Source organism: Chitinophaga sp. 01L420 (genome assembly GCF_056399985.1).
This window is the reverse complement of the sequence record NZ_JBFTSK010000016.1, coordinates 72,971-98,001: the sequence shown is the minus strand read 5'-3', so window position 1 is coordinate 98,001 and position 25,031 is coordinate 72,971. Positions and strand designations below refer to the sequence as shown.

Genomic DNA, 25,031 nt, shown 5'->3' with positions numbered 1-25,031 from the left:
GAAGATGAGCGCCTTTAGATCCCTGCTCCTGTTAGCTAGTTTTAGTTTATCGTTTGCTGCCTGTAATCTTGAAATGGCCGGACCGGATGTGAATCCTGTTTACCCGCCTGGTACACCTCCGCCTGTTACGCCGCCTGCAGGCAGTGCTAAAATAGAAGGCACCTGGAATTTTGTGGGTCTAACGGTAAAGAGCAGTACCTCTCAGAGAGAGAGCGGAGTTACCATGAAATCATATAGTGAATATACGACAACGGCTAATGCGGGTGTTTTTGTTTTTGATGGTAAAAATATCACCGTCACTGGACTGGCCTACTCTATCAATGGCACTATGAAAATGACGGTGAGTGCCCCTGGCGTACCTTCTCAGGATGTGACCCAGCCAATTGTAGTGACTGTACCGCCTTATGATGTCGTTTCTCCCTACAAAGAAATAGGTGCGAATAAGATTCATATGGATGAAGGATTTGTTGGAGATCCGACCGGAATGGGAGGAGTTCCTACACAGGGTGCCGATGCTACAGTAGTGGTGGAAGGCGATAATATGACTATGACGATTGACCTCAGCCAGGTAGTAGTACCGGGTACGCAGGTGTCCGGATCACAGGTGGCTAAATTTGTAAGGAAAAAATAAACAGTTGACGACTATAAAAAAGTAAAGGGTGACCATCACGGTCACCCTTTACTTTTTCCCCTATTTCTTTGCATCTGTTGCATGCCATATCTCTTTAATCGTCTCCTCTGTATTCATCCCATCCGGGCAATTTGCAGAACGGGTGTTCGCCCGGAATTTCAATCTGGGTTTCTTATAGCCCAACGTAACGATGCGTGTTACAGGCATTTGCAGGTGGCCATTTGTATCATGGGAGGCCACCCATGCATGGGCATACCGCAGCCAGTCGTTGCGGTATTGCTCCGGTTGCTGATAAAACCAGCTGATCTCATCATAGCCCCAGGGGTAGATGGTGGTGGTATCTGGTACGCCGGGATGATTACTAACGCCAAAATTATCCAACTCTACAAGATAAGGCATGGAGGCGGCTTTCCAGCCACTGGGTGAAATGCCGCCTTTGCTTCTCCCGAAAAGGGCATCGGTAAAACCCATTTGCAGGATACCTTGTTGCGGATGTTCGGGAACAGATTTGATGCGCAGTGGAAAAGAGTTGAAATCAAGTAAACTTTTTCCATTTACCACCATGCCACCGGATGGGGTATGGGCATCGAGCAATACCCAGTGATGGCGGGTATGATCTTTGGCATAGGCGCGCAATTTTTCCAGGAAGGCGGCCCAGGTGGTCAATGCAGGATCTTCCATGCCGATAAGCGCGATCTGTCCCAGGTGTAGGGCTTCACAGCCAACTTCCATGTAGGTGCCGGCGAGGAACATAAACCATAGCTGTGTTTCTTTGCGGGTAATATCGGGTACACTATTGCCTTTACTCCAGTGGTTCACGAGTTTCCCATTGAGATTGAGCATGTCGTCATAACGGAAATGCCGTTGTTCCGCAGGGTATCCAAGTGCCTTAAAAGCCCAGTCGGGTATGGGAATGGTGTTGACCTGTTCGGTGATCTGTTCAAATAATGCTGCCTGAAAAACTATTTCCGGATCGCTTTTCTGTACTTCCTGTACCAGGCGTTTGGCATTGGCCAGATAGTCTTTGTTGGCGAGTACCGCTTCGCTTCCCCAGCGATAAATTGCTCTGCCGATAAACTTTGCACCCAGGTTGTGAATCAGGCGGATATCATCTTCTTTGTTGGGATAGGGGGCATCTAATGCGTAAGGATCTACGGCCAGGAATTCGGTCATGGTAACGGCATGATCCAGGTAATGTTCCAATAGAGGCCGGGAAATACCCTTTTCATTAAAGGAGGGTTGCTGCGCGTGGATGGCAGTTGTACCCATAATAAATACTGCCAGCAGTGTTGCTGCCGGACGCTGAGTGATTAATCGCATGTCGTGGAATAAATTTGAAAACAAGATACTTTTTTTTGCCAAAGCATTACTACATTTTGGATGTGTGGTACAACCGTTTTTATGCTATATTTAGTTTCTAAAAACGACCCACATACATCATGAAAGCATTGTCGGATCAATTCCCCGTACTGCAAACCCCACGCCTGCACCTCATTGAAATACAACATGCCCATCAACCGGATCTGTTTTATCTTTTAACAGATAAGCGGGTGACGGAATACTATCATGTAGTACCGTTAACGGAGGTAGGGGATGTAAGGAGGGTAGTGGATTTTTTAAAGCAACGTTTTTTAGATAAGCAGGGTATCCGCTGGGGGATTGCCTTGGCAGGCCGGCAGGAACTGATTGGCATGATTGGTTTCAACAGTTTTGTTCCGGGTCATAAAGGAGTGCTGGTGTTTGCGCTGGTGCAAGAGTATTGGGGCAAAGGGTATATGACCGAAGCGATAGCAGCGGTACTGGAATACGGTTTTACTGCTTTGGAGCTGAAGAGGATTGAAGCGGAGGTGCTGCCGGGAAATAAGGCTTCGGAGAAAGTATTGATAAAGACCGGCTTCCGGCATGAGGGATTATTGCAACAATGGATGCTTTGGGACGACAAAGCCTACGATATCAATATGTATGCGCAGCTACCGCCGCACCAGTAAAGTATCTTTACTGAACCATTTGCTTAGGGGCACGACAATCACTTGCCCTGGCAGGACGGCACAATAAAGACACTACAGGTAAGATTATCCGGCTGTTGCTGGCTTAGGCTTTTTTAGCGGCTGCTTTTTTGGGAGCAGATTTTTTAGCGGCAGTTTTAGGCGTATCAGCCTTGGGAGTATCGGCTTTCGGAGCAGTTRCTTTTTTGGCTACGGCTTTTTTGGCAGCAGCTTTCTTTTTAGGCTTGGCAGGTGCTTTTTCTTTTTTCTCTGACAATCCTGCTATCATGGCCTTGGTGGCCTTCTTAATGTTACGAAGAAACTTCTTTTCTCCTAAAGTCTCTTTTAAATCACCCAAAGCGGCAGTTAATACTTCGGCTACTTTTAAACCAGCATCCTTTTTCAGATGCTTGCCGGTCGGTTTCCTGGAATCGGTCATGGATAAATAATTTATTTACAAAAACATTTAGGTGCAAAATTAACAATTATATAATATTGGCAATGTTAAGTTTTATATTGACATGGTAAACAGACGTATGTGCTTTTTGTAAATTATATATTTATTGAATATTAAAAGTGTGAAATGCATATGCGGTAAAATCATTTTTCGTATAGCCGGAGGCGGTAGTAAGTGCCACAAATCCTTTTTTTCGCTGCCTTTATCAGCTATAATTTCATTATATTGAGAACAGCTACCGGTGTTGTGTCGGAGCTTGTTATTGTTTTAACCATAGGGGTATGGGTTCCAGAGATGTCATTATTATAGGAGGCGGCCTTTCCGGCCTGACCAGTGCTATTCATTTATCGAAAGCTGGTTTACAGGTAACCGTTATTGAAAAGAATACATACCCTTCGCATAAAGTTTGCGGAGAGTATGTTTCCAATGAAGTGTTACCTTATCTGCAATCGCTCGGGGCTGATCCCGCAGCATTGAATCCTTCCCGGATCGACCGGCTTATTATTTCAGATCATTACGGCAAAACACTGGAAACGCAGCTCCCCATGGGAGGCTTTGGCGTGAGTCGCTATGCTTTTGATCAGTTCCTGATGCAACAAATGCTAAAGAACGGCGTGGCGTTGATCGGGGATACCGTTACCAACGTGGTATTTGAAAACGACCGCTTCTTTATAGACACCCACGAAAACGGGGTGTTTTCTGCCCCCGTAGTATTGGGTGCCTATGGCAAAAGAGCTGCCCTGGATGGTAAACTGTCCCGTAGCTTTATGAACGAGAAATCACCCTGGCTGGCCGTGAAAGCACATTACAGGGGCGATTTTCCGGCAGATACGGTAGGGCTTCATAATTTCGATGGAGGCTATTGCGGTGTATCCAAAGTAGAAGATGATATATTGAATATCTGCTATCTCGTTAGTTATGAAAGCTTCAAAAATTATAAGAATATAGGAGCACATCAGGAGCAGGTATTACATCGTAATCAACACCTGAAAGATATTTTCGAAAGCAGCACCCTGCTGTTTGATAAGCCACTCACTATTAGCCAGGTTTCTTTTTCAGAAAAAGAAAAAGTAGTCCATCATATTTTAATGACAGGAGATACTGCCGGTCTTATTCACCCGCTCTGCGGCAACGGTATGGCGATGGCGATACAAAGTGCGCAGATCGCCTCAGAAAAGGTGTTACAGTATTTTGCAGCACCCGTAAAAAACAGGTTGGCATTGGAACAGGACTATACAAAAGCCTGGAATAAAATGTTCAGCAGCCGTATGCGTACCGGCCGTGTTTTATCACGGCTGTTCCGGAATGAGAAATTATCTGCTACCATGATGAAAGGACTTATTTTATTCCCCGGCCTGTTGCCAGGGATTATCAGACGTACGCATGGCAAACCGCTAAAAGCAGCACTGGAATGCGTATAAATACCCGGCAAAGAAGTCAGGCGCCCGAAATTATGGATGATTTTAACATGGATGGGGAATTGTTAAAAGAAACATTACGTAAAATAGCACAAATCAACCGGCTGCTGGGTGGCAACCGGGTAACACTGAAAGGAGTGGCAGCCCTGATAAAAGATATTCCTGCCCATCAAACAATTACCATCCTCGATGTGGGTTGTGGTAACGGTGATATGCTGAGACAATTATCTGTGTTCGGCAAAAAATTACACCGGCGTTTTCAACTTACCGGTGTAGATGCAAATCTTACTACGGTCACGCATGCACGGGAATTATCAACAGCATATCCGGATATTCAGTATCATTGCCAGGACATTATGGCGCCGGCATTTCGGGAGCAGCAATATGATATTATTTTATGTACGCTTACCTTACATCATTTTAAAGAAGAAGAAATTCGCCTCCTGATGACGGCTTTCCGGCAACAGGCTAAGATAGGCATTGTTATCAATGATCTTCACCGGAGCGCCCTGGCGTATCGCCTGTTTCAGCTGATCTGTTTCGTGTTTAATTTAAACAGCATGGTAAGAGCAGATGGTCAGGTATCTATTCTCCGGGGATTTAAGAAAAAAGAATTACATCACTTATCAGCAGAACTTAATATCGGTGCATATTCCCTGCAATGGAAATGGGCTTTCCGCTATCAATGGATAATTAATAATTTATGAGCGTTAAAATTCAGACTGTCACTAAAGCCATCCCTCCCTATACAAGATCTACTCCTGAAATATTACCTTTTTTAGATACCTGGTTATACGGACAGGAAGACCGCTTCATCAGAAAAGTAAAGAAGATCTTTGAAGGCGCGGGTGTAGATAAGCGCTATTCCATTATGGGACCGGAAGAAGTGTTTACCAAAACCAGTTTTGAAGAGAAGAATAATATTTACATACGCGAAGCCATTAAACTGGGGCGTACGTGTTTGGAAAGTGCATTGCATAAAGCCGGATTGAAAGGTACCGACATCGATTATATTATTACCGTGAGTTGTACCGGTATCATGATTCCCTCACTGGATGCCTATCTCATTAATGAATTGCAACTCCGGCAAGATATCATCCGGTTGCCGGTAACAGAAATGGGATGCGCAGCAGGCGTGTCCGGAATCATTTATGCTAAAAAAATGCTGGAAGCGAATCCTGGTAAACGTGCCGCTGTTATTGCGGTAGAGTCGCCCACCGCCACTTTCCAGCTGGATGATTATTCTATGGCGAATGTGGTGAGCGCAGCCATTTTTGGTGATGGCGCGGCCTGCGTTATTTTATCTTCACATGAACAGGATAGCGGACCTGAAATCATTGCGGAAGAAATGTATCACTTCTATGATGCAGATTACCTGATGGGTTTTCATCTTTCCAATACCGGCCTGAAAATGGTGTTAGACATAGAAGTACCGGAAAAAATTGAAGCACACTTCGGGGATATTGTTCATCCCTTTCTCGCTAAAAACAATATGACCATAGCGGAAGTTGATCACCTCATCTTTCATCCGGGCGGTAAAAAAATTATCAACCTGGTAGAAGAACTTTTCCGGAACATGGGTAAGAAGCTGGACGACACCAAAGAAATTTTACGTTTATACGGCAACATGTCCAGCGCTACTGTGTTATATGTACTGGAAAGATTTATGGAAAAGCAGCTTCCCAAAGGTGACAAAGGACTGATGTTGAGTTTTGGTCCGGGATTTTCTGCACAGCGAATTTTATTACAATGGTAAAAGAGTTTGATACTTACTGGGCGTTGATATTAGGTGGCAGTACCGGTTTGGGGCTGGCGTCGGCGCGTAAGCTGGCAGCACATGGTATGAACGTTTGCATTGTGCACCGTAATACCCGCGTGGAGTTACCTGCTATAGAGCAGGCTTTGGGAGATATCAAAGCCCTCGGCGTACAGGTACTTTCTTTTAATATTGATGTGTTGAATCCCGAAAAACGCGCGGAGGTATTATCACAACTAAAGGCAGCGATGGGAGAGCAGGGGCGTATCCGCTGTTTGCTGCACAGCATTGCGCGTGGCAACCTCAAAGCATTGCCGGCATTGCAGGGAGATGACTTTAACATTACCCTCCAGCATATGGCGGTGAGTTTACATGAATGGGCCGCGGAGACCTTGCACGGGCAACTATTTGCCGCAGATGCACGTATCCTTTCCTTTACCAGTGATGGTAGTTATAAGGCCCTGCAACACTATGCAGCGGTGTCTGCAGCCAAGGCTGCACTGGAAGCCATCACCCGGAGTATGGCGCTGGAATTTGCTCCAAAGGGCATCCGGGCTAACTGTATCCGGGCAGGCATCACGGATACCGCCTCGCTGCAAAGAATTCCCGGTAGTAAGGAGTTACTGGCGTATGGGAAAGAGAGGAACCCTTTTCAGCGGTTGACAACACCGGAAGATGTGGCCAATGTGGTATATCTTTTATGTAAAGACGAAGCCGCCTGGATTAATGGCGCCATCATACCAGTGGACGGAGGAACGCATATTCAATAGGCTATGACTAAAGAGGACATCTTACTGCATTTACCTTATGCGACTCCCTTTTTGTTTGTGGATGCGCTGGAATATATTGATGAAGAAAAGGTAACAGGTACATATACATTTAAAGCAGATCTGCCCTGCTACCAGGGCCATTTTAAAGGTTATCCCGTTACCCCCGGTGTATTGCTGACAGAAGTGATGGCACAGATTGGCCTGGCTTGTCTGGGTATTTATTTATTGAGAGAAGAGGTCCGTAAACAGGTACCCACTGTAGCCATGACTTCCACACAGGTAGATTTTTACCTGCCCGTTTCCCCCGGAGAAACCGTGAAAGCAACAGCGGAGAAAATATATTTCCGGTTCAATAAATTGAAATGCCGCGTGGCATTACACAATGCTGCCGGTGAGTTAGTCTGCGATGGTATCATAGCAGGCATGATCATTAATAGAAGCAATGAGTAACAGGGTTGTTATAACAGGACTAGGTGTAGTATCGCCCAATGGCGTAGGGGTAGCGGCTTTCCGGGATGCTATTAAAAACGGTGTATCCGGTATCCGTTATGAGGAGCAAATGGCTGCGTTGCAATTTTCCTGCAGGATTGCAGGCAGACCAGAAGTTTCCGAAGCCTTGCAGCAGCAATATTTTGATGAGCTGGAACTGAAACAGCTCAGCAGCTCGGGCATCATCTATGGCGTTATAGCCGGGATGCAGGCCTGGGCAGATGCACAATTACCATTCCCGGCAGACGTGCCCGACTGGGATAGCGGTACTGTATTTGGTGCCGGCACTTCGGGCGTAGATAAATTCCGCGAATCCATTTATAAAGTAGATGAGTTACAGGTGCGTCGTTTAGGCAGCACCGCCGTTACGCAAACCATGGCGAGCGGTATCAGTGCTTTCCTGGGAGGCAAGCTGGGACTGGGAAACCAGGTAACCACCAATTCTTCTGCCTGCACTACCGGAGCGGAAAGTGTATTGATGGCATATGAACGTATTAAGTATGGGCACGCCAAACGTATGCTGGCAGGCAGTACCAGCGATAGCGGACCTTATATATGGGGCGGCTTCGATGCCATGAAAGTATGCACCTTTAAGCATAACGAGCATCCTGCTGCAGGATCCAGACCAATGAGCGCTTCTGCCAGTGGCATTGTGCCGGGTAGTGGTGCAGGCGCACTTTTACTTGAATCGCTGGAAAGTGCACTGGAACGCAACGCTACTATTTATGCGGAAGTATTAGGAGGCCATATTAACTCCGGCGGTCAGCGTAACGGAGGTACCATGACAGCTCCCAATCCGATGGCAGTACAGCGTTGTATCAAAGCCGCACTGGAACAGGCAGGTGTGTCGGGTGCCGACATTGATCTGATTAATGGTCACCTTACAGCTACCGGAAAAGATGCAGAAGAAGTAAGGAATTGGTGTGTTGCCCTGGAGCGTGGTGGTAAAGACTTTCCTTATCTCAATGCATTAAAGTCGATGGTAGGTCATTGTCTTAGTGCCTCCGGTAGTATTGAACTGGTGGCCGCCGCACTGCAATTAAAAGAAGGATTTGTATTTCCTAATATTAACTGTGAAGACCTTCACCCGGAAATAGCGGCACTGGTGGATCCGGAAAGAATTCCGCAGCAACTATTGTATAAAGACATAAATTTAGTGGCGAAAGCAAGCTTTGGTTTTGGAGATGTGAACGCCTGTATTATATTGAAAAAATACCTGCAACCATAAACAATAAAACATGGATCAAGAAATATTCATTGCGCAATTAAGAGAAATAGTACGGCCTTATGCCAAGAACCAGGAAGCCCTGGCAGCAATCAATGCTTCCACTGATTTTATTACCGACCTGAAAATTAATTCCGCTAACCTGGTAGATGTAGTACTGGATGTGGAAGAAAAATATGATATCGTTATTCAAAACGAAGAAATGGAGCGTATGCTGAATGTGCAGGCTGCTATCGATATTGTAGAAGCAAAGCTGAAAGAAAAGTGATTGGCAACGACATTGTAGACCTTCACCTGGCGGAGCGCGAAAGCAATATTTACCGCAAAGGATTCCAGGATAAATTATTTTTGTCCCATGAAAAAGATATGATTGAAAAGGCGGTCCATCCTGCTACCATGCTCTGGTTGCTATGGAGTTGCAAGGAAGCCGTTTATAAAATCGTTCACCGCAGTACCCGCGAAAGAAAGTTTGCCCCACAGCAATTTGCCTGTTATCTTTTTCCATATTCCCCTGCCACCGTTGCGGGTAGTGTTATTTACCAACAACAGGTTTATTATTTCCAGAGTAGCAGAATCGGCTCCTGTATTCACACCCATGCGGCAGAAAGTCTGCAGTTGCTGCAGGACAGCGCTGTTTTTACCCGCTATTATTCGTACCCGGATTATCTGCAGCATATACTGCCTGCTTCGCAGGTATTTTATAAAGATGAATACGGCATACCGTATATTCATGACCGTTATACCGGCAAAAGCCGGCCAGTTTCCATAAGTCATCATGGAAAGTATATAGGGGTGGTGAAAATGCCGGCATTTCATAGTTAGCAGAAAGCTTAAAGCTACTGAAGCGGATACTAAAGCTCCTGTTCGCTTCGATGGCTTTCTGCTTTCTTGTAGGTATGTATATACATATTGGTAAAATAGTGTTAGTTTGAGGCAAGATAGTGCCAAAAACCTATGTATTAATGGCCGATATTTACCGAAAGAACAAGAAAAACAACCAACAGCTATAGTGATTGATCATCGGCAGGTATCCCTGCTATGTTTTGTAATTACCGCGATTATCAAAAATAAGTGTGCAATGAACATTTAACTAAGAAAGATATGTTCCAACGTTATGTAAGACTGACCGTCGGCTTCCTGATTGTATTATATGCGTGTAATAGTGGAGGAACAGCCGATAAACAGGAAGAAAAACTACCTGAAATTGTAGATTACAATTTTAATATCCGGCCTATTTTATCAGACAAGTGCTATGCCTGTCATGGTCCTGATGCTAATAAGCGGGAAGCCGGATTGCGGCTGGATATTGGAGACAGTGCCTATAAAGCATTAAGAGAAACGCCCGGAGCGCATGCCCTGGTGCCCGGAAATCCGATGGCATCGGTATTATACCAGCGTATCAGCACCAAGGATACGTCTATGCGTATGCCACCGCCTTCTTCCAATATGTCGCTCACCGGTTATGAAATCAAACTGATCGAGAAATGGATTAAACAGGGCGCACAATACAAGCCTCACTGGGCCTTTGTAGCACCGGTTGCACCCGCGTTGCCGGCTGTTAACAATGCACAGTGGCCGCGCAATGAAATAGACCGGTTTGTATTGGCGCATATGGAAACAAAAGGGCTGGAACCTAATCCGGTAGCGGATCATGAAAGACTCCTGAAACGTGTTTGCCTGGATCTGACGGGGTTGCCACCTTCTCCCGAAAGGATGGCGCGCTTTGCAAAGGATACCAGCGCACAAGGTTATGAGCGCATGGTGGATGAATTGCTACAGGATACCGCCTATGGCGAAAAAATGGCCATTCACTGGATGGATGTAGCCCGCTATGCAGACTCCCACGGCTACCAGGACGATAACTACCGCAGTATGTGGCCCTGGCGTGATTGGGTGATTCATGCATTCAATGAAAACCTGTCTTACAAAGAATTTATTACCTGGCAACTGGCCGGCGATATCATGCCAGGCGCTACCCGCGAACAATTGCTGGCATCCGGCTATAACCGTAATCATAAAATCACGGAAGAAGGGGGTGTGATAGATGAAGAATATCGCATAGAGTACGTGACTGACCGTACCAACGCCTTTGGTAAAAGTATGCTGGGCATCACCATCGAGTGTGCCCACTGTCATGATCATAAGTACGATCCTTTTTCACAAAAAGAATATTATGAGCTCTTCGCCTTCTTTAATAATGTAAAAGAAGTAGGATTGCAGTCTGCTGTAGGCGGCCCTGAAACCTACGCCAAGACGCCGTATATGGAGATCACCAAAGAAGATCTGCAGGGCGTATTACATTTCATCAATAAACAGGATACCAATAAACTGATTGTATCTGTGATGGGTGAAAGAGATACCACCCGAAAAACGTATATCCTTGGCCGTGGTAACTATGATAACCCTACGCTGGAAGTTACACCGGAAACACCGCATTCGGTACTGCCCTTCGATATAAAGCAGTACCCTGCTAACCGTTTGGGACTCGCGGAGTGGTTGTTTGATAAGCGCAACCCACTCACTGCAAGGGTTTTCGTGAACCAGCAATGGCAGGAAATCTTTGGCAGAGGCATCGTTAAAAGTACGGGCGACTTTGGTATGCAGGGAGATCTGCCTACTAATCCGCAGTTGCTCGACTGGCTGGCTACCGATTTCATGCAGCATGGCTGGGATATAAAACGACTCATGAAACAACTGGTGATGTCGGCTACTTATCGTCAGTCGGCTGTGACATCCAAAGAAAAGCAAAAAATTGATCCGGAAAATATTTGCCTCTCCCGTGGTCCACGCTTCCGCCTGCCGGCAGAACTGGTGCGTGACCTGGTACTGCAAAGCAGTGGTTTGCTGGTACACACCATTGGTGGCCCCAGTGTAAAGCCATACCAGCCGAAAGGATTATGGGAAATGGCTACTTCAGGCAGGGGTATCCTCGCCAGGTATAAACAGGATCATGGTGAAAGTCTTTATCGCAGGGGATTGTACACCTTTATTAAACGTACCGTTCCACCGCCTTCGATGATGATCTTCGATGCCAGTAACCGTGATCAGTGTGAAGTGAAACGTAGCAGTACCAATACACCGTTGCAGGCGCTGATTATGCTGAATGATCCCACCGTACTGGAAGCCTCCAGGGTACTGGCTTCACGGCTATTGCAAAAAGATAATAATGCTGCCAGGAATATTGAACAGGCGTTTCGTTTAATAGTTTGCCGCACACCGCAGCAACAGGAGCTCGCACGGTTACAAAAGTATTATGAGCAACAGCAGCAACTGTATAAACAACAACCTGCAAACGCGGTGAAGCTGTTGCATCAGGGTGAGTATCCGATGGCTACCAACCTGGATAATGCTTCATGGGCAGCCATGATGCAGGTGATCACCACTATTTATAATCTGGAAGAAACATTGTCAAAAACATAACCGGGCAGTCACCCTTTCAAATACAGGAAGATGAAAAACGAATTTATAGAGCGCCACCTGAATATGAACCGCCGGAAATTCTTGTCACGACTAAGTTTGGGCGTGGGGAGTCTGGCACTGGGTTCTTTGCTGATACCAGACATCTTTAGTAAATCCGGTGCAGAGGAAGCCCCGTTTATTCCGGGCATGCCGCATTTTGCACCTAAAGCCAAAAGAATTATTTACCTGTTTCAGAACGGTGCACCGTCTCAGCTGGAGAGCTTCGACTATAAACCTAAGCTGCGGGAAATGATGGGGCAGGAGTTGCCTCCATCTATCCGCATGGGGCAACGTTTAACCGGGATGACTTCCGGTCAGACATCGTTTCCGCTGGTAGGGTCTCACTACGACTTCAAACAATACGGTGAGTCCAGAGCCTGGATCAGTGACCTGTTTCCGCATACCGCCAAAGTAGTGGATGATATCTGTATCGTTAAATCAATGTTTACAGAGGCCATTAATCACGATCCGGCGCTGACATTTTTTCAAACGGGCGCGCAGCAGGGAAACCGTGCCAGCTTTGGCTCCTGGATGAGTTATGGTTTGGGTAGCGAAAACAAAAACCTACCTGCCTTTTGTGTGTTGCTTTCCAGAGGTAAAGGAAACGGGCAGGGGGTATATTCCAAATTATGGTCCAATGGATTTTTAGATAGCATTCATCAGGGCGTACAGTTCAGCAGTGGTGAAAACCCGGTGTTGTACCTGAATAACCCGGATGGTATTGATATGGCTAATCGCCGGCAGATGCTGGATCAGTTGTCAGCATTGAATGATCAGTCGTTTAAGGAATTTGGTGATCCGGAAATCGCTACCAAGATACAGCAGTATGAAATGGCGTATCGTATGCAGACGGCGGTGCCGGAGCTGACAGATCTCTCTAAAGAATCAGATGATATCATTAAGCTTTATGGGCCGGACTGCCTGGTACCAGGCACTTTCGCGGCCAACTGTTTGTTGTCGAGGAAGCTTTCTGAAAGTGGGGTTCGCTTTATCCAGTTGTATCACCAGGGCTGGGATCAGCATGGCAATCTGCCGAATGAAATGGCCGGACAGGCGAAAGATGTAGACCGTGCATCCGCGGCGCTGATCACTGACCTGAAACAACGTGGTTTGCTGGATGAAACACTGGTGATCTGGGGTGGTGAATTTGGCCGCACTAATTTTTGCCAGGGTAAAATGACGGCAGACAACTACGGCCGCGATCATCATCCCCGCTGCTTTTCCATCTGGATGGCCGGTGGTGGCGTAAAGCCGGGCGTGTACGGAGAAACAGACGAATTTGGTTACAACATTATTAAGGATCCGGTACATGTGCATGATTTCCATGCTACTGTTTTACACCTCATGGGACTGGATCACGAAAAATTAACTTTTAAACACCAGGGTCGCCGTTACCGGCTTACAGATGTTGCCGGTAAAGTAATACCGGGATTGATGGCCTGATAAAATAAACGTATTATGGAAAGAAGAAAATTCCTACAGACATCGGCGTTAGTAACCGCCTCCTTTTACATTTCCCGCGATCTTTTTGCGAAGCCCAAAGGACCGGTATATGGCCACAATAATATGCGCTATTCGCTCGATACGAAGTGGGGAACCCTGGATAGCAGCAGGTATCCGGTGAAGGATTGCCATGAAATGGTGCAGGACAAAAAAGGACGTATCCTGTTGCTGACCAATGAAACGAAAAACAATATTCTCGTCTACAATAAATCCGGCAAATTACTGGAAAACTGGGGTCATGAATTTCCTGGTGCACACGGTCTTACCCTCAGTAATGAGAACGGCACCGAATTCCTGTTTATTACGGATACAGAAAAGCACCAGGTGTATAAAACTACCATGGACGGTAAAATACTGCTGACCATCGATTATCCTGCGGAAACAGGTATGTATAAGAAGAAAGAAGAGTTTGTACCTACTGAAACCACGGTAGCAGCCAACGGCGATTTCTACATTGCTGATGGTTATGGTGCGCAGTATGTGATGCGCTACGACCGCAATGGAAAGCTGTTGGGTTATTGGGGCGGAAAAGGTACGGGAGATGAACACCTGGACAATGCACACGGCATCTGCGTGGATCATCGTCAGGGTACGCCTACGCTGATTGTTACTGATAGAACGCGTAACTGTTTCAAACGCTTCAGCATGGAGGGAAAATTGCTGGAAGTGATTGCACTGCCAGGGGCCTGTGTTTGCCGTGCGGTCATAAAAGGAGATCATTTGTATGCAGCCGTATTGCGCTCACCCAATATGGATTTGAATGGCAGCGGTTTTGTGACGGTGCTGGACAAGGATAATAAGGTAGTTTCCAATATTGGCGGTACCGCACCGGTATATACCAATGGTCAGCTGCAGCCGATGCAGCAGGCAGAAAAAATATTTGTTCATCCGCATGATGTATGTGTGGACAATGACGAAAATTTATACGTAGCGCAGTGGAATGCTGGGAAAGTATATCCCTATAAACTCAGGAGGGTGTAATGATATTGAAACAGCGCTTTCGGTGGCAGTCTGCAGGCAGTAACGTACTGTTTGCAGCAAATATTTTCATTCTCTTTTTACTGATCTTTAATAACCAGGTGGTATTACCGCCCTGGCTGCAGGTACTGGGACGCATGCATCCTTTGCTGTTGCATTTTCCTATTGTGCTGATCATGATTGCCGGCGTGTTAACGTTTATTCGTTTACGTGAGCCTGCCGCGGAATCCTGGAAGCAGCAACTGACAGCAGTTTTATTATTAGCCGGTGCACTCAGTGCAGCCGTTACCGTTATCATGGGCTTGTTTTTGTCCAAAGAGGAAGGGTACAACGGCAGTGGTATATTGCAATGGCATAAATGGAGTGGGGTGAGTATGTTTTGGCTGGCTTCCGCTTTATACTGGCTGGGGCAGTCTGCGATACCCCGTCCGCTGCTGCAGAAAGGGGGCGTGGCCATCACGATGCTGCTATTGGTCATTACAGGCCATTTTGGCGCAGATATTACGCATGGTGAGAACTTTGTACTGGCGCCGGTAACACCAGCCGGGAAAGGCCCGCAGGTACCATTTGATCAGGCGCTGGTGTATGAGCACCTGGTGAAGCCGGTGCTGGAAGAAAAATGTATGAATTGCCACAACGCGGGCAAAGCAAAAGGAGAACTGGCTATGGACTTACCTCAACAACTCCTGAAAGGAGGTAAGAGCGGGAAGCTGTTTGTTGCCGGTAAGCCGGAAGTGAGCCTGTTGCTGGAAAGACTGCATATGCCGTTAGATGCTAAAAAGCATATGCCTCCCGCAGGTAAGCCTCAGTTGACGCCGGAAGAAATCGCATTATTGTATTACTGGATAAAAGCAGGCGCTGACTTCAAAACAAAAGTGGCCGCATTGCCCGTGCACGATAGTCTCCGTCTGATAGCCGCTACTATGTTGCAACCTGCAGCGAAGGTAGAGGCGGTATATGATTTTGCTGAGGCAGATGAAAAGCTGGTGCAGAAACTGAATAACAACTACCGCGTTATTTACCCGATAGCCCTGCATGCTGCACCACTAATTGTGAACTGCTATAACAAAGATCAGTTCAGCAGTAAGTCTATTGAAGAGCTGTTGCCTTTGAAAAAGCAGATCATTGAAATGCACCTGCAGAAGATGCCGGTACAGGATGCAGATCTGAAAACGATATCTCAGTTTGATCAGCTGCGGGTGCTCAATCTGAGCTTTACTAACCTGAAAGGACAAACGCTGGCATCGCTGGCAGGGTTACCCCACCTGGAAAGTCTTTCCCTGTCGGGTACTACTGTTACGCTGGCACAGCTACAGGCGTTGAAAAAAGCGCCTGCTTTAAAAGAGCTGTACCTGTGGAACACCGCGTTATCGGCTGCAGATCTCCAACAGGCGCAAACAGTCTTTAAACAGGTAGCAGTGATCAAAGGATTTATGGATGATGGTAAGCAACCACTGAAGCTGAATCAGCCTCAACTGCTGAATACAGCCATGATTTTTACCAATAGCATAGAGTTGTTGTTGAAGCATCCTATTAAGGGCGTGGAAATACGTTATACAACAGATGGCTCTATGCCGGATAGTATAAACTCTCCTGTGTTTAAAGATAGTCTGTTATTGGCAGGCAATACCACTATTCGTGCCATCGCCTGCAAGCAGGGCTGGTATGCGAGTGATCCGGTACAATACAGTTTTTACAAATCTTCGTATACCCCTGACAGTGGGGTGCTGCTCACGCAACCCAGCGGTACGTATGCGGGTAGTGGCGCTAAAACATTGACAGACGGACAGAAAGGAGGTATGGACCAGGGCAACGGGAAATGGCTGGGATACAACGGAACGTCTATGGAGGCGGTGTTGTTGTTTAAAAAAGCGGTCCCGCTGAAAACCATCTCGGTAGGTATCTTACGAAATATTAACGGGTATATTTTCCCTCCTGCCAAAGTAGAGATATGGGGAGGTGCAGATGCACAACATCTGAAACTGCTGAAACGTATTTTACCAGCTGCCGGTAAAAAAGATGATCCTGCCGCCGCCATGGATATTGAATGCAGTTTTCCGCTTACCACACTGGCTTGTGTAAAGGTGGTGCTGGCACCAGTGGCAAAGCTACCAGAATGGCATCCAGGCAAGGGATCCCCGGGATGGGTATTTGCAGATGAAGTACTGTTTAATTAGCTGTTATAATTCGCCTGCCTTTATCAGGTAACCGTAGCGGATAAACAGATGAAACTATATAAATACGAAGAAATAGCAGCGGACATTGAAGGTAAGATTAGTGGCGGGCAGTATCTGTTCGCCACTAATGGCTTTGGGAAGTTAAACGGATTGCTGTATTGGGTAAAAGAACAACTGTAAGGGGATAAGTGGAATAATTTATTATCTTAACACCGCATTATTCCACGTATAACTTATGCATATGACATCCCGGTATTTTATTTTATTACTGACCATGCTTTATAGCATGCCTCTTTTTGCAGGTCCCGCAAAGCCGATTAAAATTGCTTGTCTGGGTGCAAGTATCTGCGCCGGCGCCAGACTCGCCCACCCGGAAACGCAATCTTATCCTGCTCAGCTGGGACAATTGCTGGGAGCGGGTTACCAGGTGACCAACTACGGCGTGAGCAGCACTACTTTATTAAAAAAAGGAGATCATCCTTACCGGAATACCCAACAATACAAGGATGCCCTGGACAGTGAACCGGACATCGTGCTGATTGACCTGGGAGGTAACGATAGTAAGCTGGTGAACCGGGTATACCTGGATGAATATGAGAAGGATTATAAGGATATGATCCATGCATTCCAATCGTTGCCTACTCATCCCCGCATCCTGCTATTATTACCGATTGTGTCTTTTGTACCCGATACTACTCAGATCTGGGATCCGGTGATTACAAATAAAATTTTACCTAAAGTAAGACAGGTAGCTTTTGAAACCTCTCTGGAAGTAGTAAATCTGAATGCCCTGTTCATTGGTAAACCGGCCTTGTTACCGGATGGTATTCATCCGGAACTGGAAGGTACTACCATGATGGCGAAGACGCTGTGTGAAGTTGTTCATTTTAAACAGGCGTCTTCTTTGAACCTGACAAACCACCTGCCTGGTCAGGTATCTATTAGCCCCTTTTTTGGTTATCGTTGTGCTGATTTTAATTTCAAAGGACATGCCTGTAAAGTAGTGGCACCTGCGCGGGAAGCAGGGGGCTATCCATGGATCTGGCGGGCCCGTTTCTGGGGACATGAACCGCAGACCGACATTGCCTTACTGGAAAGAGGTTTCCACCTGGTGTATTGTGATGCTTCGGAGTTGTTTGGCAACAAAGAAGCCATTCAGCTATGGGACGATTTTTATGCAATGCTTCACCAAAAAGGATTAGCTCCTAAAGCCGTGATGGAAGGAATGAGCAGGGGCGCAGTATATGTGTATAACTGGGCAGCCGTGAATCCGGATAAGGTAGCTGCTGTGTATGTAGACAATCCCGTACTGGATCTGGTGAGCTGGCCTGGTATTCAGTTTAAAAAGCAAATGCCTAACCGCAAGGAATGGGAGACTTTCAAAAAGGATTATAACCTGGCCACAGATGAAGCGGCATTGGCATTTAAAGGCAGCCCGTTATATAAAGTAAAAGAGATCGTGAAAGGGAAATATCCGATGCTGCACGTATTGGCGGATGCAGATGTAGATGTGCCTCCGGCAGAAAACACGTTGCCTTTTGAAGAAAAAATTCGTGCAGCCGGTGGCGATATAACGGTAATGCATAAACCGGGTTTTGCGCATCATCCGCATAGTTTCCCGGACCCCACACCGATAGTAGATTTTATATTGAAAACAGCTGTTAGCCATTAGCTTTTAGCTGTTAGCATTTCAGATCAGCGGTGCTAGCAGAAACACTAACAGCTAAAAGCTAATGGCTAACTGCTATTTCAACAACCATTCGAGTTTATACATCTTATGAAAACTATCATAAGTCAATAGTTCAGCATCTCTTTTAAATAGTGCATCTATCTGATCCGGTAAAGTAGCATGATCTGCAAAGGCCTGTTTTACATTCCAGGCGGTCAGTGATTGCAGGCTGCCATTGGCGGCAGAGAAATAGTATTTAAACTGATCTTCCGGTCCTTCTTTGGGAGAAGCTGGTATTTTTCTTTTATATAATAATAACCGCGGATTATTATTCAGCAGCTGGTAACTGTGGTTTCCAATTATTCTATACACTTCACCATTGTTCAGCCGATAGGCAAATATTTCATTTTTGTTCAGGTGTATGTGGTTACCCTTGTATTGTATGGTAACATAACTTTTGGGCGCAAGTGTGTAAAGCTTAATTGCGGGTGTATTGCTGCTGTCCCGGGCATAGGTAAGTTGGTTTCCCAGGTAATCATTCATATTACGATAGATTCCTGTTATCTTTTTTTGTGCGCTTACGGCCATGCTGATGCTCATCAGTAATAGGACCATTCCTGTAATACTCTTCAACCTTTTCATGATTTTGTTGTTTTATGCCATAACAAATGCAAGAGAAATGCCCGAACGTAATAACGCGGTAAAAGGAATGTTAAACCTGCTACAGTATTGAATTTACCGTTTACTTGTTCTGGTGTAAGGTGATTTTATCACCATGTTATAATGAGAATATTAGTCAAATTAATAACATGCCGGGTTTATCCTGCAATTTTACTAAAAGAGTTGTTCATTTTGACATACTTTTTCATTTTGACATCATTTTTCTGCTTCTTTTTTGGGTGAGTCGATATTGGTTGACTATCTATGATCGGCTGTGGGGCTGAGTTGTGCGGATCTGGCATTGCATGGCAGCTATCAGGGCATGTGATTGGATATACTATCGGAAGATTAAGTATAAACTTTAACAAAGCATGAAAAAAGGATTATTAATGTCGCTTATCCTGACAATGTCCCTGTCTTATGGATATGCACAGCAAGACACAGCAGTCACCAAAACAAACACTGTAGCAGTAGATGGTTCCAATGGGAGGAGTCTCCCTTCTCCACTTTCTTCACCTCCTTTCCCCAGCGGGGAATGGGTAGGCACACCAGTTATTGGTGCCCCATGGGATGCACCTGATTATCCCTTAACAAAATTACTGGGTCTGGCTAAAAGTAAAAGCCGGATTAAAATTTACGGTTGGATAGATGTGGGTGTAAACGGTAGTACTTCTAAAAACTCCAATGCGCCTACTTCCTATAACCTGGTACCCAACCGCGTGGTGTTGGATCAGGCGATTCTTCGGGTAGAAAGACAGCCGAACACTGTGCAGAAAGAGCATGCAGACTGGGGTTTTGTGATAGATAATATTTATGGTACTGATTATCGTTATACGCTGGCCAAAGGTATTTTCAGTGATCAGTTGTTAAAGAAGAATAACCTGTATGGTTATGATCCTACACAGGTATATGGTATGCTGTATTTGCCAAAAGTAGCGCAGGGATTATTGATAAAAGTGGGTCGGTTTATTTCTCCTGCGGATATTGAAGCGCAGTGGGCGCCGGATAACTACCTGTATTCTCACTCTCTCATGTTTACAGTAGATCCATATACGTTTACAGGGGTGCATGCTATTTTAAAATTAAACGATCACTGGCAGCTGTCTGGTGGTATACATACGGGTAATGATATGGCGCCCTGGAGTAAATCTGCCAGTGTGAATGGTTTGGCGATGGTACGTTGGGTATCTTCCAATAACAACAATTCCCTGTACGGTGGTATTAACTCATTAGGCCGCGGATATTATAAAGAAGCGCATGACAACCTGCAAATGGTGGTAGGTACCTGGGGACACCGTTTCAGTAACAAAGTACATATGAATACCGAAGCTTATTATATCTGGCAACATGATGCGGCAGTAGGTGGAACGGCTATTGAGGGTCCGGGTAAAGAATGGTATATGGGAACTGGCCTCGGTGCCACGATTCCTGGTATTGCCAATGCAGTGGGACTGGTGAACTATTTCCAGATACAATTGTCGGCTGAGAAGGATTATTTGTCTATCCGCAATGATTTCCTGAATGATCCGCAGGGTAACCGTACCGGCTATACGACTGCTTACAGCAGTCATACGATCGGGTGGGTACATCACTTTAATAAGTTGCTCAGAATTCGTCCGGAAGTGAGGTATGAACGTGCCTACGGTGATGACATTACACCTTACGATAATGGTACCCGTAAAGATCAGTTTACTGCTGCGATGGACCTGATCGTAAGATTCTAAGAGAGAAAGTTTGATTTTTAATATAGGCTTAACGATAACTGCCGGTAATTTTTTACCTGGCAGTTTTTTTTATGCCTACAGTTGAAGACTATATTCTTCCATTTTACGGTAAAGCGTAGAGAGGCCTATATTCAGGAGTCTTGCTGCTTTGGATTTATTCCCGCTGGCATATTTAATCACCCATTGTATATGTAATTTTTCCATGGCAGCCAGGTCGAAAGTACCTGTTTTTTGACGTAGCGGACTCTTTTGCAGCTTCATTTCAATGGGTAGTGCTTCCAGGGTCAGGATGGGTTGTGCGGAGACGATGACGGCGCGTTCTATCACGTTTTTCAGTTCACGGATATTGCCTCTCCATTCATGGAGTTTCAGGTATTCCATAAATTCCCGGTTCATGCCATTGATCTGCCGGTTGGTTTTGGCGGCGAAGAGTTCCAGGAAATGGCGGGCAAATACTGGGATGTCTTCCGGTCTTTCCCGCAGTGCCGGCAGTTGTATGGTAAATACGTTGAGGCGGTAATAGAGATCTTCCCGGAAGCGGCCCTGTTCTATTTCCTGTGCGAGGTTTCTGTTGGTAGCGGCTATAATTCGTATATCCACTTTCGTTACTTTTGTATCGCCTACTTTAATGAATTCACTGGTTTCCAGTACACGTAATAATTTCGCCTGCAGGTCGAGTGGCATTTCGCCTATTTCATCCAGGAAGAGGGTGCCCTGGTGGGCTTCTTCTATCAGTCCTTTTTTATTTTTGATGGCACCGGTAAAAGCGCCTGCCTTATAACCGAAGATTTCACTTTCCAGTATATCCTTACCGATAGCGCTGCAGTTGATCGCGAGGAAATCCTTTGCTGCGCGGCTGCTGGCGCTGTGGATGGCTTGTGCGAACATTTCCTTGCCGGAGCCGGTTTCTCCCAGGAGGAGAACGGCGGCTTCGCTGGGTGCTGCTTTCATGGCCAGCTCTTTGGCTGCTGTAATGTTGGCGGAGCTTCCCAGTAAATCATCGAAGCTGGCGTATTGCTTACCAATGCGTGTTTCCAGGTGTTGAATCCGTTTTTGCAGTTGCACTTTTTCCAGCGCACGATACAGCAGGGGAATGATTTTGGCGTTGTCGTTACCTTTTGTGATATAATCAAAAGCGCCTTCTTTAATGGCGCGTACGCTGTCAGGTATATTGCCATAGGCGGTGAGCAATACAATTTCGGCAGGTAAATTTTTTTCACGGAGATAAGTAACCAGGTCTATACCATTGCCATCGGGCAGCATGATATCGCTTAGTACTACATCGATGGGTTCTGTGTCCAGTATGCGCCGGGCAGCTTTCATACTGGCGCATTCATAGATATGAAAGCCTTCCAGTGCGATGATCCGTTTTAGTAAGTGGCGAAGCTTTTCTTCATCTTCTACCAATAAAATAGTTCCCGTAGTCATGTGATGAATAATTAAGAATGAATAATATGGATATCTCCGGTTGGTGTAGCCGGATATGTTTCAATGGCCAGTACTTCTTCTCCGGCGATATCCAGCAGGGTAGTACTGATTTGCAGGATACGTTCCACATCCTCGCTGATGCTGTCCAGCAGCTGTTGTTGTTCGGTGTGTAGTGTGCCTATTCTTTCATCGCTTAGCAGGCTAAGACTCATCTTCATGGAAGAGATAGGCGTTTTTAATTCATGTGATACTGTGGCAATGAATTTTGTTTTGGCGGCAGATAGTTCCTGGAAGGCAGTAATATTACGCAGCACCATCACTTCTCCGATAGCATCACCATTGTTGCTGACGGTAATGACTTCTTTGGTGAAAAAATGGTGATGACCGCTGTTGATTATTTTCAGTTGTTTATTAGCCGGATGCTTTATGAGGGCCGTTAATAAGGGATGTTTGGCAGGGGCTGTTTTATTTAATAAGGATAAATCGGTATTGTCAAACAAGCGGGTGGCGGTGGCGTTCATAAACAGCACCTGGTGATGTTCATCAAAACCAATGATGCCATCATTCATCTGGTTGATAATGGCTTCTATCCTGGTTTTTTCGAACCTGATCTGTGCCAGGTTGCCATGTTCATATTCATGTAGTTTTCCTGCCATCATATTGAACACCGTAGCGAGTTCGCCAAATTCATCTCCCTGGGAAAGATGGATACGGGTATTATAATTTTTATTGGAAATTTCGCGGATACCTGCATGCAGTAGGCGGATAGGATAGGTAACAATGCGCGGAAAGCTGATGATGAATATGATGGATACGGCAATCAGTAGTACAATAATGAGGGCGAGTGACAGAATCGCCGTAGATGCGGTGTCGGCGGATACCTGGTTTTTACGCAGAATGGCCTGCTGATTAATTGCTGCCACATGTAAAATGGCAGCGCGTAAAGCCGCTTTCATAGTATCGTTGTCTGGCTGCAGTACCAGATTGCCGGCCAGGTTTGCTGCTTTACGGGTGGCGATATCTTCTCCGGGTTCTGTTACATTGTGTTGTTGCCGGAGAAGATTTTCGTTGAAGATGGTCCATGCTACCGGATGTTGCTCCAGCGCCAGCAGCATGTTGTTGGAGTAGATGAGGGAGTTGTGATTTTGCTTTAGCATCAGCCGTGCATTGCGGCTCAACTGGTAAATACGGAAGATACCGAGCATGCCAATCGCTAATGTTACGGCAAATAGAAAAACCAGTCCAAGTGTGAATTTTGTTTTTAAGCGGAGCATCATAGCTTGTCTGAATTGAATGGATTAGATACCTGGCATCACCAAAGAAGTGCCAGTAAGGGGTTTGTGCTATAAGTGCTTGTTTTATAATTGATTATGTGGGATATGGCCGGGGCTTTGATTTTCCAACCCTATCAAAATGGGGTACTTTTTTTCAAAATAACAGGGTATACTTTGATAGTTATTGAAAAGTAGTATTTTGAAAAGAAACCGGTGTCGCTTGAAAAAATGCGAAGAGGATGATTATTCCCATAATACTGAATAAGTTATTTTAGGTTGATGACCATATTCCAGGTTTTATCTACTTCATAAGGTCTTGGCCCGGAACCCGTAGCTGCAAACAGATGTGTAGGTTTACCGTTTTCAAATAGGAGGAACGGTCTTTCAAAGTTAGCCTGGTGAGTGGTCGTGCCGTCATTCCATTTCACGGTCCGCGAATAGGCTTTTACGGGACTCGATAATTTCCAGTCGATACCATTTTTTGAAGTGGCATGAATCCCGCCGCCTTCTTCCCCACAAATATGTCCGAAGCGGTCTTTCATAATCAGTTCATACTGCCTGCCTGACCACCATACAAACGGATCTTCCACATCGTTGTCCATGTTTTCTTTGCTATGAAAGGAGAAGATAGGTTTGTCTGAAAGCCGCTCATATACGGCATCGTATTGTTTAGCTCCTGCGGCGCCCAGTAAGAGAGGAGGCGTATGATCTTTGGAAGACGATTTATACATGAGGTATACACTGCCATCTGGTTTTACTACAGGTGACGGATTGGAGGTAACGGAAGCATCCCATTTTCCGGGGCGCGGTGATATCACCGGTGTGTCCATTCTTTTCCAGGGGCCAAAAACGGAGTCGGCTACGGCCAGGCCTACACGTTTATGCATCCAGGCGCGTTGTGCGCGTCCATCTGCCCAAACATCATCACGGTTATCGGGTACCTTGAAGTCGTAGGAGGTGCCCAGATAATACAGCAAGTATTTGTTTTTATATTTTACAATCCTGGGATTGTGTGTTACGAGGCCATCAAAGTAATCCCTGCCGCGGGGTGACAGTACTACTTCTGCAAAGGTATAAGGGCCTTCCGGCGTGGGAGATACCGCTCTTACGATCTGTGAGTTAGTAACCCAGTTGCCAAAGCCCAGCTCTTTTGACCAGCGGGAGGCAAACATGTGATATTGTCCGTCTTCACCTTTTACTACAGAAGGATCCCATACCCAGTAATCATCCATTTTGAAGCCGCCACCTACCGGCGCGGTGAGGAGTTTATCTGCGAAGGCAGTTTCCCCGGCAGCTGCCAGTAGCTTATTGGTACCCAGTAAGGATGGGAGGATAATGCCTGCGGTGATCTGTTGTATAAAAGTGCTTCTTTTCATGTGTCCAACGTGTTACAATCGACTATAGGTTAGAGCCGTTGCTGCAACATAC

Annotated in this window: 23 protein-coding genes; 17 read left to right on the top strand and 6 right to left on the bottom strand. The window is 45.9% G+C overall.

The window, feature by feature from the left end; genetic code table 11:
- The first annotated feature begins 4 nt into the window (after window positions 1-4).
- Window positions 5-631 carry a hypothetical protein gene (locus AC1DP6_RS17565; RefSeq protein ID WP_477055998.1) on the top strand — a complete coding sequence of 209 codons (627 nt, stop codon included), beginning with the start codon at window positions 5-7 and terminating at the stop codon, window positions 629-631.
- 60 nt (window positions 632-691) lie between these two features.
- Here the strand turns inward: AC1DP6_RS17565 and AC1DP6_RS17560 are convergent, their stop codons facing one another.
- Window positions 692-1,951, bottom strand: coding sequence for a hypothetical protein (locus AC1DP6_RS17560; RefSeq protein WP_477055997.1), 1,260 nt, complete (start codon window positions 1,949-1,951; stop codon window positions 692-694).
- Window positions 1,952-2,070: 119 nt separating this feature from the next.
- On the opposite strand from AC1DP6_RS17560, the gene AC1DP6_RS17555 reads away from it, so the two are divergent.
- A complete protein-coding gene (locus AC1DP6_RS17555; RefSeq protein WP_477055996.1) occupies window positions 2,071-2,619 on the top strand; it encodes a GNAT family N-acetyltransferase in 549 nt (182 codons plus the stop codon).
- Between the two features lie 103 nt (window positions 2,620-2,722).
- Here the strand turns inward: AC1DP6_RS17555 and AC1DP6_RS17550 are convergent, their stop codons facing one another.
- Window positions 2,723-3,055, bottom strand: a complete 333-nt coding sequence (locus AC1DP6_RS17550) for a hypothetical protein (protein WP_477055995.1) — start codon at window positions 3,053-3,055, stop codon at window positions 2,723-2,725.
- Window positions 3,056-3,354: 299 nt separating this feature from the next.
- Between AC1DP6_RS17550 and AC1DP6_RS17545 the strand changes: the two genes are divergently transcribed.
- The 14 genes from AC1DP6_RS17545 to AC1DP6_RS17480 all read left to right on the top strand — a co-directional run bounded on the left by AC1DP6_RS17545 (window position 3,355) and on the right by AC1DP6_RS17480 (window position 18,520).
- Entirely contained in the window at window positions 3,355-4,494 is a 1,140-nt protein-coding gene (locus tag AC1DP6_RS17545; RefSeq protein ID WP_477022520.1) for an NAD(P)/FAD-dependent oxidoreductase, read from the top strand.
- Complete coding sequence (locus AC1DP6_RS17540; protein WP_477055994.1) at window positions 4,485-5,198, top strand: methyltransferase domain-containing protein; 714 nt, start codon at window positions 4,485-4,487, stop codon at window positions 5,196-5,198. The genes AC1DP6_RS17545 and AC1DP6_RS17540 overlap by 10 nt, the downstream gene beginning before the upstream one ends.
- A complete protein-coding gene (locus AC1DP6_RS17535) occupies window positions 5,195-6,247 on the top strand; it encodes a type III polyketide synthase (protein WP_477022518.1) in 1,053 nt (350 codons plus the stop codon). Before AC1DP6_RS17540 ends, AC1DP6_RS17535 begins: the two co-directional genes overlap by 4 nt.
- Window positions 6,241-7,017, top strand: coding sequence for an SDR family oxidoreductase (locus tag AC1DP6_RS17530; RefSeq protein WP_477055993.1), 777 nt, complete (start codon window positions 6,241-6,243; stop codon window positions 7,015-7,017). Before AC1DP6_RS17535 ends, AC1DP6_RS17530 begins: the two co-directional genes overlap by 7 nt.
- Before the next feature lie 3 nt (window positions 7,018-7,020).
- Entirely contained in the window at window positions 7,021-7,467 is a 447-nt protein-coding gene (locus tag AC1DP6_RS17525; RefSeq protein WP_477055992.1) for a 3-hydroxyacyl-ACP dehydratase FabZ family protein, read from the top strand.
- Window positions 7,460-8,734, top strand: a complete 1,275-nt coding sequence (locus AC1DP6_RS17520) for a beta-ketoacyl-[acyl-carrier-protein] synthase family protein (RefSeq protein WP_477055991.1) — start codon at window positions 7,460-7,462, stop codon at window positions 8,732-8,734. The genes AC1DP6_RS17525 and AC1DP6_RS17520 overlap by 8 nt, the downstream gene beginning before the upstream one ends.
- A gap of 10 nt (window positions 8,735-8,744) precedes the next feature.
- Window positions 8,745-8,999: an acyl carrier protein gene (locus tag AC1DP6_RS17515; protein ID WP_477022514.1), complete on the top strand. Its 255-nt coding sequence runs from the start codon at window positions 8,745-8,747 to the stop codon at window positions 8,997-8,999.
- Window positions 8,996-9,553, top strand: coding sequence for a 4'-phosphopantetheinyl transferase family protein (locus AC1DP6_RS17510; RefSeq protein WP_477055990.1), 558 nt, complete (start codon window positions 8,996-8,998; stop codon window positions 9,551-9,553). The genes AC1DP6_RS17515 and AC1DP6_RS17510 overlap by 4 nt, the downstream gene beginning before the upstream one ends.
- A 279-nt stretch (window positions 9,554-9,832) precedes the next feature.
- Complete coding sequence (locus AC1DP6_RS17505) at window positions 9,833-12,151, top strand: PSD1 and planctomycete cytochrome C domain-containing protein (RefSeq protein ID WP_477055989.1); 2,319 nt, start codon at window positions 9,833-9,835, stop codon at window positions 12,149-12,151.
- Window positions 12,152-12,181: 30 nt separating this feature from the next.
- Window positions 12,182-13,633, top strand: coding sequence for a DUF1501 domain-containing protein (locus AC1DP6_RS17500; protein ID WP_441575504.1), 1,452 nt, complete (start codon window positions 12,182-12,184; stop codon window positions 13,631-13,633).
- A gap of 15 nt (window positions 13,634-13,648) precedes the next feature.
- On the top strand, window positions 13,649-14,674 hold the full coding sequence (locus AC1DP6_RS17495) for an NHL repeat-containing protein (protein ID WP_477055988.1): 1,026 nt from the start codon (window positions 13,649-13,651) through the stop codon (window positions 14,672-14,674).
- Window positions 14,674-16,848, top strand: coding sequence for an FN3 associated domain-containing protein (locus AC1DP6_RS17490; RefSeq protein ID WP_477055987.1), 2,175 nt, complete (start codon window positions 14,674-14,676; stop codon window positions 16,846-16,848). The genes AC1DP6_RS17495 and AC1DP6_RS17490 overlap by 1 nt, the downstream gene beginning before the upstream one ends.
- Before the next feature lie 48 nt (window positions 16,849-16,896).
- Window positions 16,897-17,028 carry a hypothetical protein gene (locus AC1DP6_RS17485; RefSeq protein ID WP_477055986.1) on the top strand — a complete coding sequence of 44 codons (132 nt, stop codon included), beginning with the start codon at window positions 16,897-16,899 and terminating at the stop codon, window positions 17,026-17,028.
- A gap of 61 nt (window positions 17,029-17,089) precedes the next feature.
- On the top strand, window positions 17,090-18,520 hold the full coding sequence (locus AC1DP6_RS17480; RefSeq protein ID WP_477055985.1) for a GDSL-type esterase/lipase family protein: 1,431 nt from the start codon (window positions 17,090-17,092) through the stop codon (window positions 18,518-18,520).
- Window positions 18,521-18,592: 72 nt separating this feature from the next.
- Here the strand turns inward: AC1DP6_RS17480 and AC1DP6_RS17475 are convergent, their stop codons facing one another.
- Window positions 18,593-19,159, bottom strand: coding sequence for a hypothetical protein (locus AC1DP6_RS17475; protein ID WP_477055984.1), 567 nt, complete (start codon window positions 19,157-19,159; stop codon window positions 18,593-18,595).
- A gap of 389 nt (window positions 19,160-19,548) precedes the next feature.
- On the opposite strand from AC1DP6_RS17475, the gene AC1DP6_RS17470 reads away from it, so the two are divergent.
- Window positions 19,549-20,901, top strand: coding sequence for an outer membrane beta-barrel protein (locus AC1DP6_RS17470; RefSeq protein ID WP_477055983.1), 1,353 nt, complete (start codon window positions 19,549-19,551; stop codon window positions 20,899-20,901).
- Window positions 20,902-20,976: 75 nt separating this feature from the next.
- On the opposite strand, the gene AC1DP6_RS17465 is transcribed toward AC1DP6_RS17470, so the two are convergent.
- The 3 genes from AC1DP6_RS17465 to AC1DP6_RS17455 all read right to left on the bottom strand — a co-directional run bounded on the left by AC1DP6_RS17465 (window position 20,977) and on the right by AC1DP6_RS17455 (window position 24,979).
- Window positions 20,977-22,329: a sigma-54-dependent transcriptional regulator gene (locus AC1DP6_RS17465; protein ID WP_477055982.1), complete on the bottom strand. Its 1,353-nt coding sequence runs from the start codon at window positions 22,327-22,329 to the stop codon at window positions 20,977-20,979.
- 11 nt (window positions 22,330-22,340) lie between these two features.
- Window positions 22,341-23,606 (bottom strand): histidine kinase dimerization/phospho-acceptor domain-containing protein, encoded by a 1,266-nt coding sequence (locus tag AC1DP6_RS17460; RefSeq protein ID WP_477055981.1) that lies wholly within the window; start codon window positions 23,604-23,606, stop codon window positions 22,341-22,343.
- Window positions 23,607-23,869: 263 nt separating this feature from the next.
- A complete protein-coding gene (locus tag AC1DP6_RS17455; RefSeq protein ID WP_477055980.1) occupies window positions 23,870-24,979 on the bottom strand; it encodes a glycoside hydrolase family protein in 1,110 nt (369 codons plus the stop codon).
- Between the last annotated feature and the right edge of the window lie 52 nt (window positions 24,980-25,031).

Excerpts from the sequence above, each read along its gene's own strand:
- AC1DP6_RS17565 (WP_477055998.1), top strand. The coding sequence starts at position 5 with ATGAGCGCCTTTAGATCCCTGCTCCTGTTAGCTAGTTTTAGTTTATCG.
- AC1DP6_RS17560 (WP_477055997.1), bottom strand. The coding sequence starts at position 1,951 with ATGCGATTAATCACTCAGCGTCCGGCAGCAACACTGCTGGCAGTATTT.
- AC1DP6_RS17555 (WP_477055996.1), top strand. The coding sequence starts at position 2,071 with ATGAAAGCATTGTCGGATCAATTCCCCGTACTGCAAACCCCACGCCTG.
- AC1DP6_RS17545 (WP_477022520.1), top strand. The coding sequence starts at position 3,355 with ATGGGTTCCAGAGATGTCATTATTATAGGAGGCGGCCTTTCCGGCCTG.
- AC1DP6_RS17540 (WP_477055994.1), top strand. The coding sequence starts at position 4,485 with ATGCGTATAAATACCCGGCAAAGAAGTCAGGCGCCCGAAATTATGGAT.
- AC1DP6_RS17535 (WP_477022518.1), top strand. The coding sequence starts at position 5,195 with ATGAGCGTTAAAATTCAGACTGTCACTAAAGCCATCCCTCCCTATACA.
- AC1DP6_RS17530 (WP_477055993.1), top strand. The coding sequence starts at position 6,241 with ATGGTAAAAGAGTTTGATACTTACTGGGCGTTGATATTAGGTGGCAGT.
- AC1DP6_RS17525 (WP_477055992.1), top strand. The coding sequence starts at position 7,021 with ATGACTAAAGAGGACATCTTACTGCATTTACCTTATGCGACTCCCTTT.
- AC1DP6_RS17520 (WP_477055991.1), top strand. The coding sequence starts at position 7,460 with ATGAGTAACAGGGTTGTTATAACAGGACTAGGTGTAGTATCGCCCAAT.
- AC1DP6_RS17515 (WP_477022514.1), top strand. The coding sequence starts at position 8,745 with ATGGATCAAGAAATATTCATTGCGCAATTAAGAGAAATAGTACGGCCT.
- AC1DP6_RS17505 (WP_477055989.1), top strand. The coding sequence starts at position 9,833 with ATGTTCCAACGTTATGTAAGACTGACCGTCGGCTTCCTGATTGTATTA.
- AC1DP6_RS17500 (WP_441575504.1), top strand. The coding sequence starts at position 12,182 with ATGAAAAACGAATTTATAGAGCGCCACCTGAATATGAACCGCCGGAAA.
- AC1DP6_RS17495 (WP_477055988.1), top strand. The coding sequence starts at position 13,649 with ATGGAAAGAAGAAAATTCCTACAGACATCGGCGTTAGTAACCGCCTCC.
- AC1DP6_RS17490 (WP_477055987.1), top strand. The coding sequence starts at position 14,674 with ATGATATTGAAACAGCGCTTTCGGTGGCAGTCTGCAGGCAGTAACGTA.
- AC1DP6_RS17485 (WP_477055986.1), top strand. The coding sequence starts at position 16,897 with ATGAAACTATATAAATACGAAGAAATAGCAGCGGACATTGAAGGTAAG.
- AC1DP6_RS17480 (WP_477055985.1), top strand. The coding sequence starts at position 17,090 with ATGACATCCCGGTATTTTATTTTATTACTGACCATGCTTTATAGCATG.
- AC1DP6_RS17475 (WP_477055984.1), bottom strand. The coding sequence starts at position 19,159 with ATGAAAAGGTTGAAGAGTATTACAGGAATGGTCCTATTACTGATGAGC.
- AC1DP6_RS17470 (WP_477055983.1), top strand. The coding sequence starts at position 19,549 with ATGAAAAAAGGATTATTAATGTCGCTTATCCTGACAATGTCCCTGTCT.
- AC1DP6_RS17465 (WP_477055982.1), bottom strand. The coding sequence starts at position 22,329 with ATGACTACGGGAACTATTTTATTGGTAGAAGATGAAGAAAAGCTTCGC.
- AC1DP6_RS17460 (WP_477055981.1), bottom strand. The coding sequence starts at position 23,606 with ATGATGCTCCGCTTAAAAACAAAATTCACACTTGGACTGGTTTTTCTA.
- AC1DP6_RS17455 (WP_477055980.1), bottom strand. The coding sequence starts at position 24,979 with ATGAAAAGAAGCACTTTTATACAACAGATCACCGCAGGCATTATCCTC.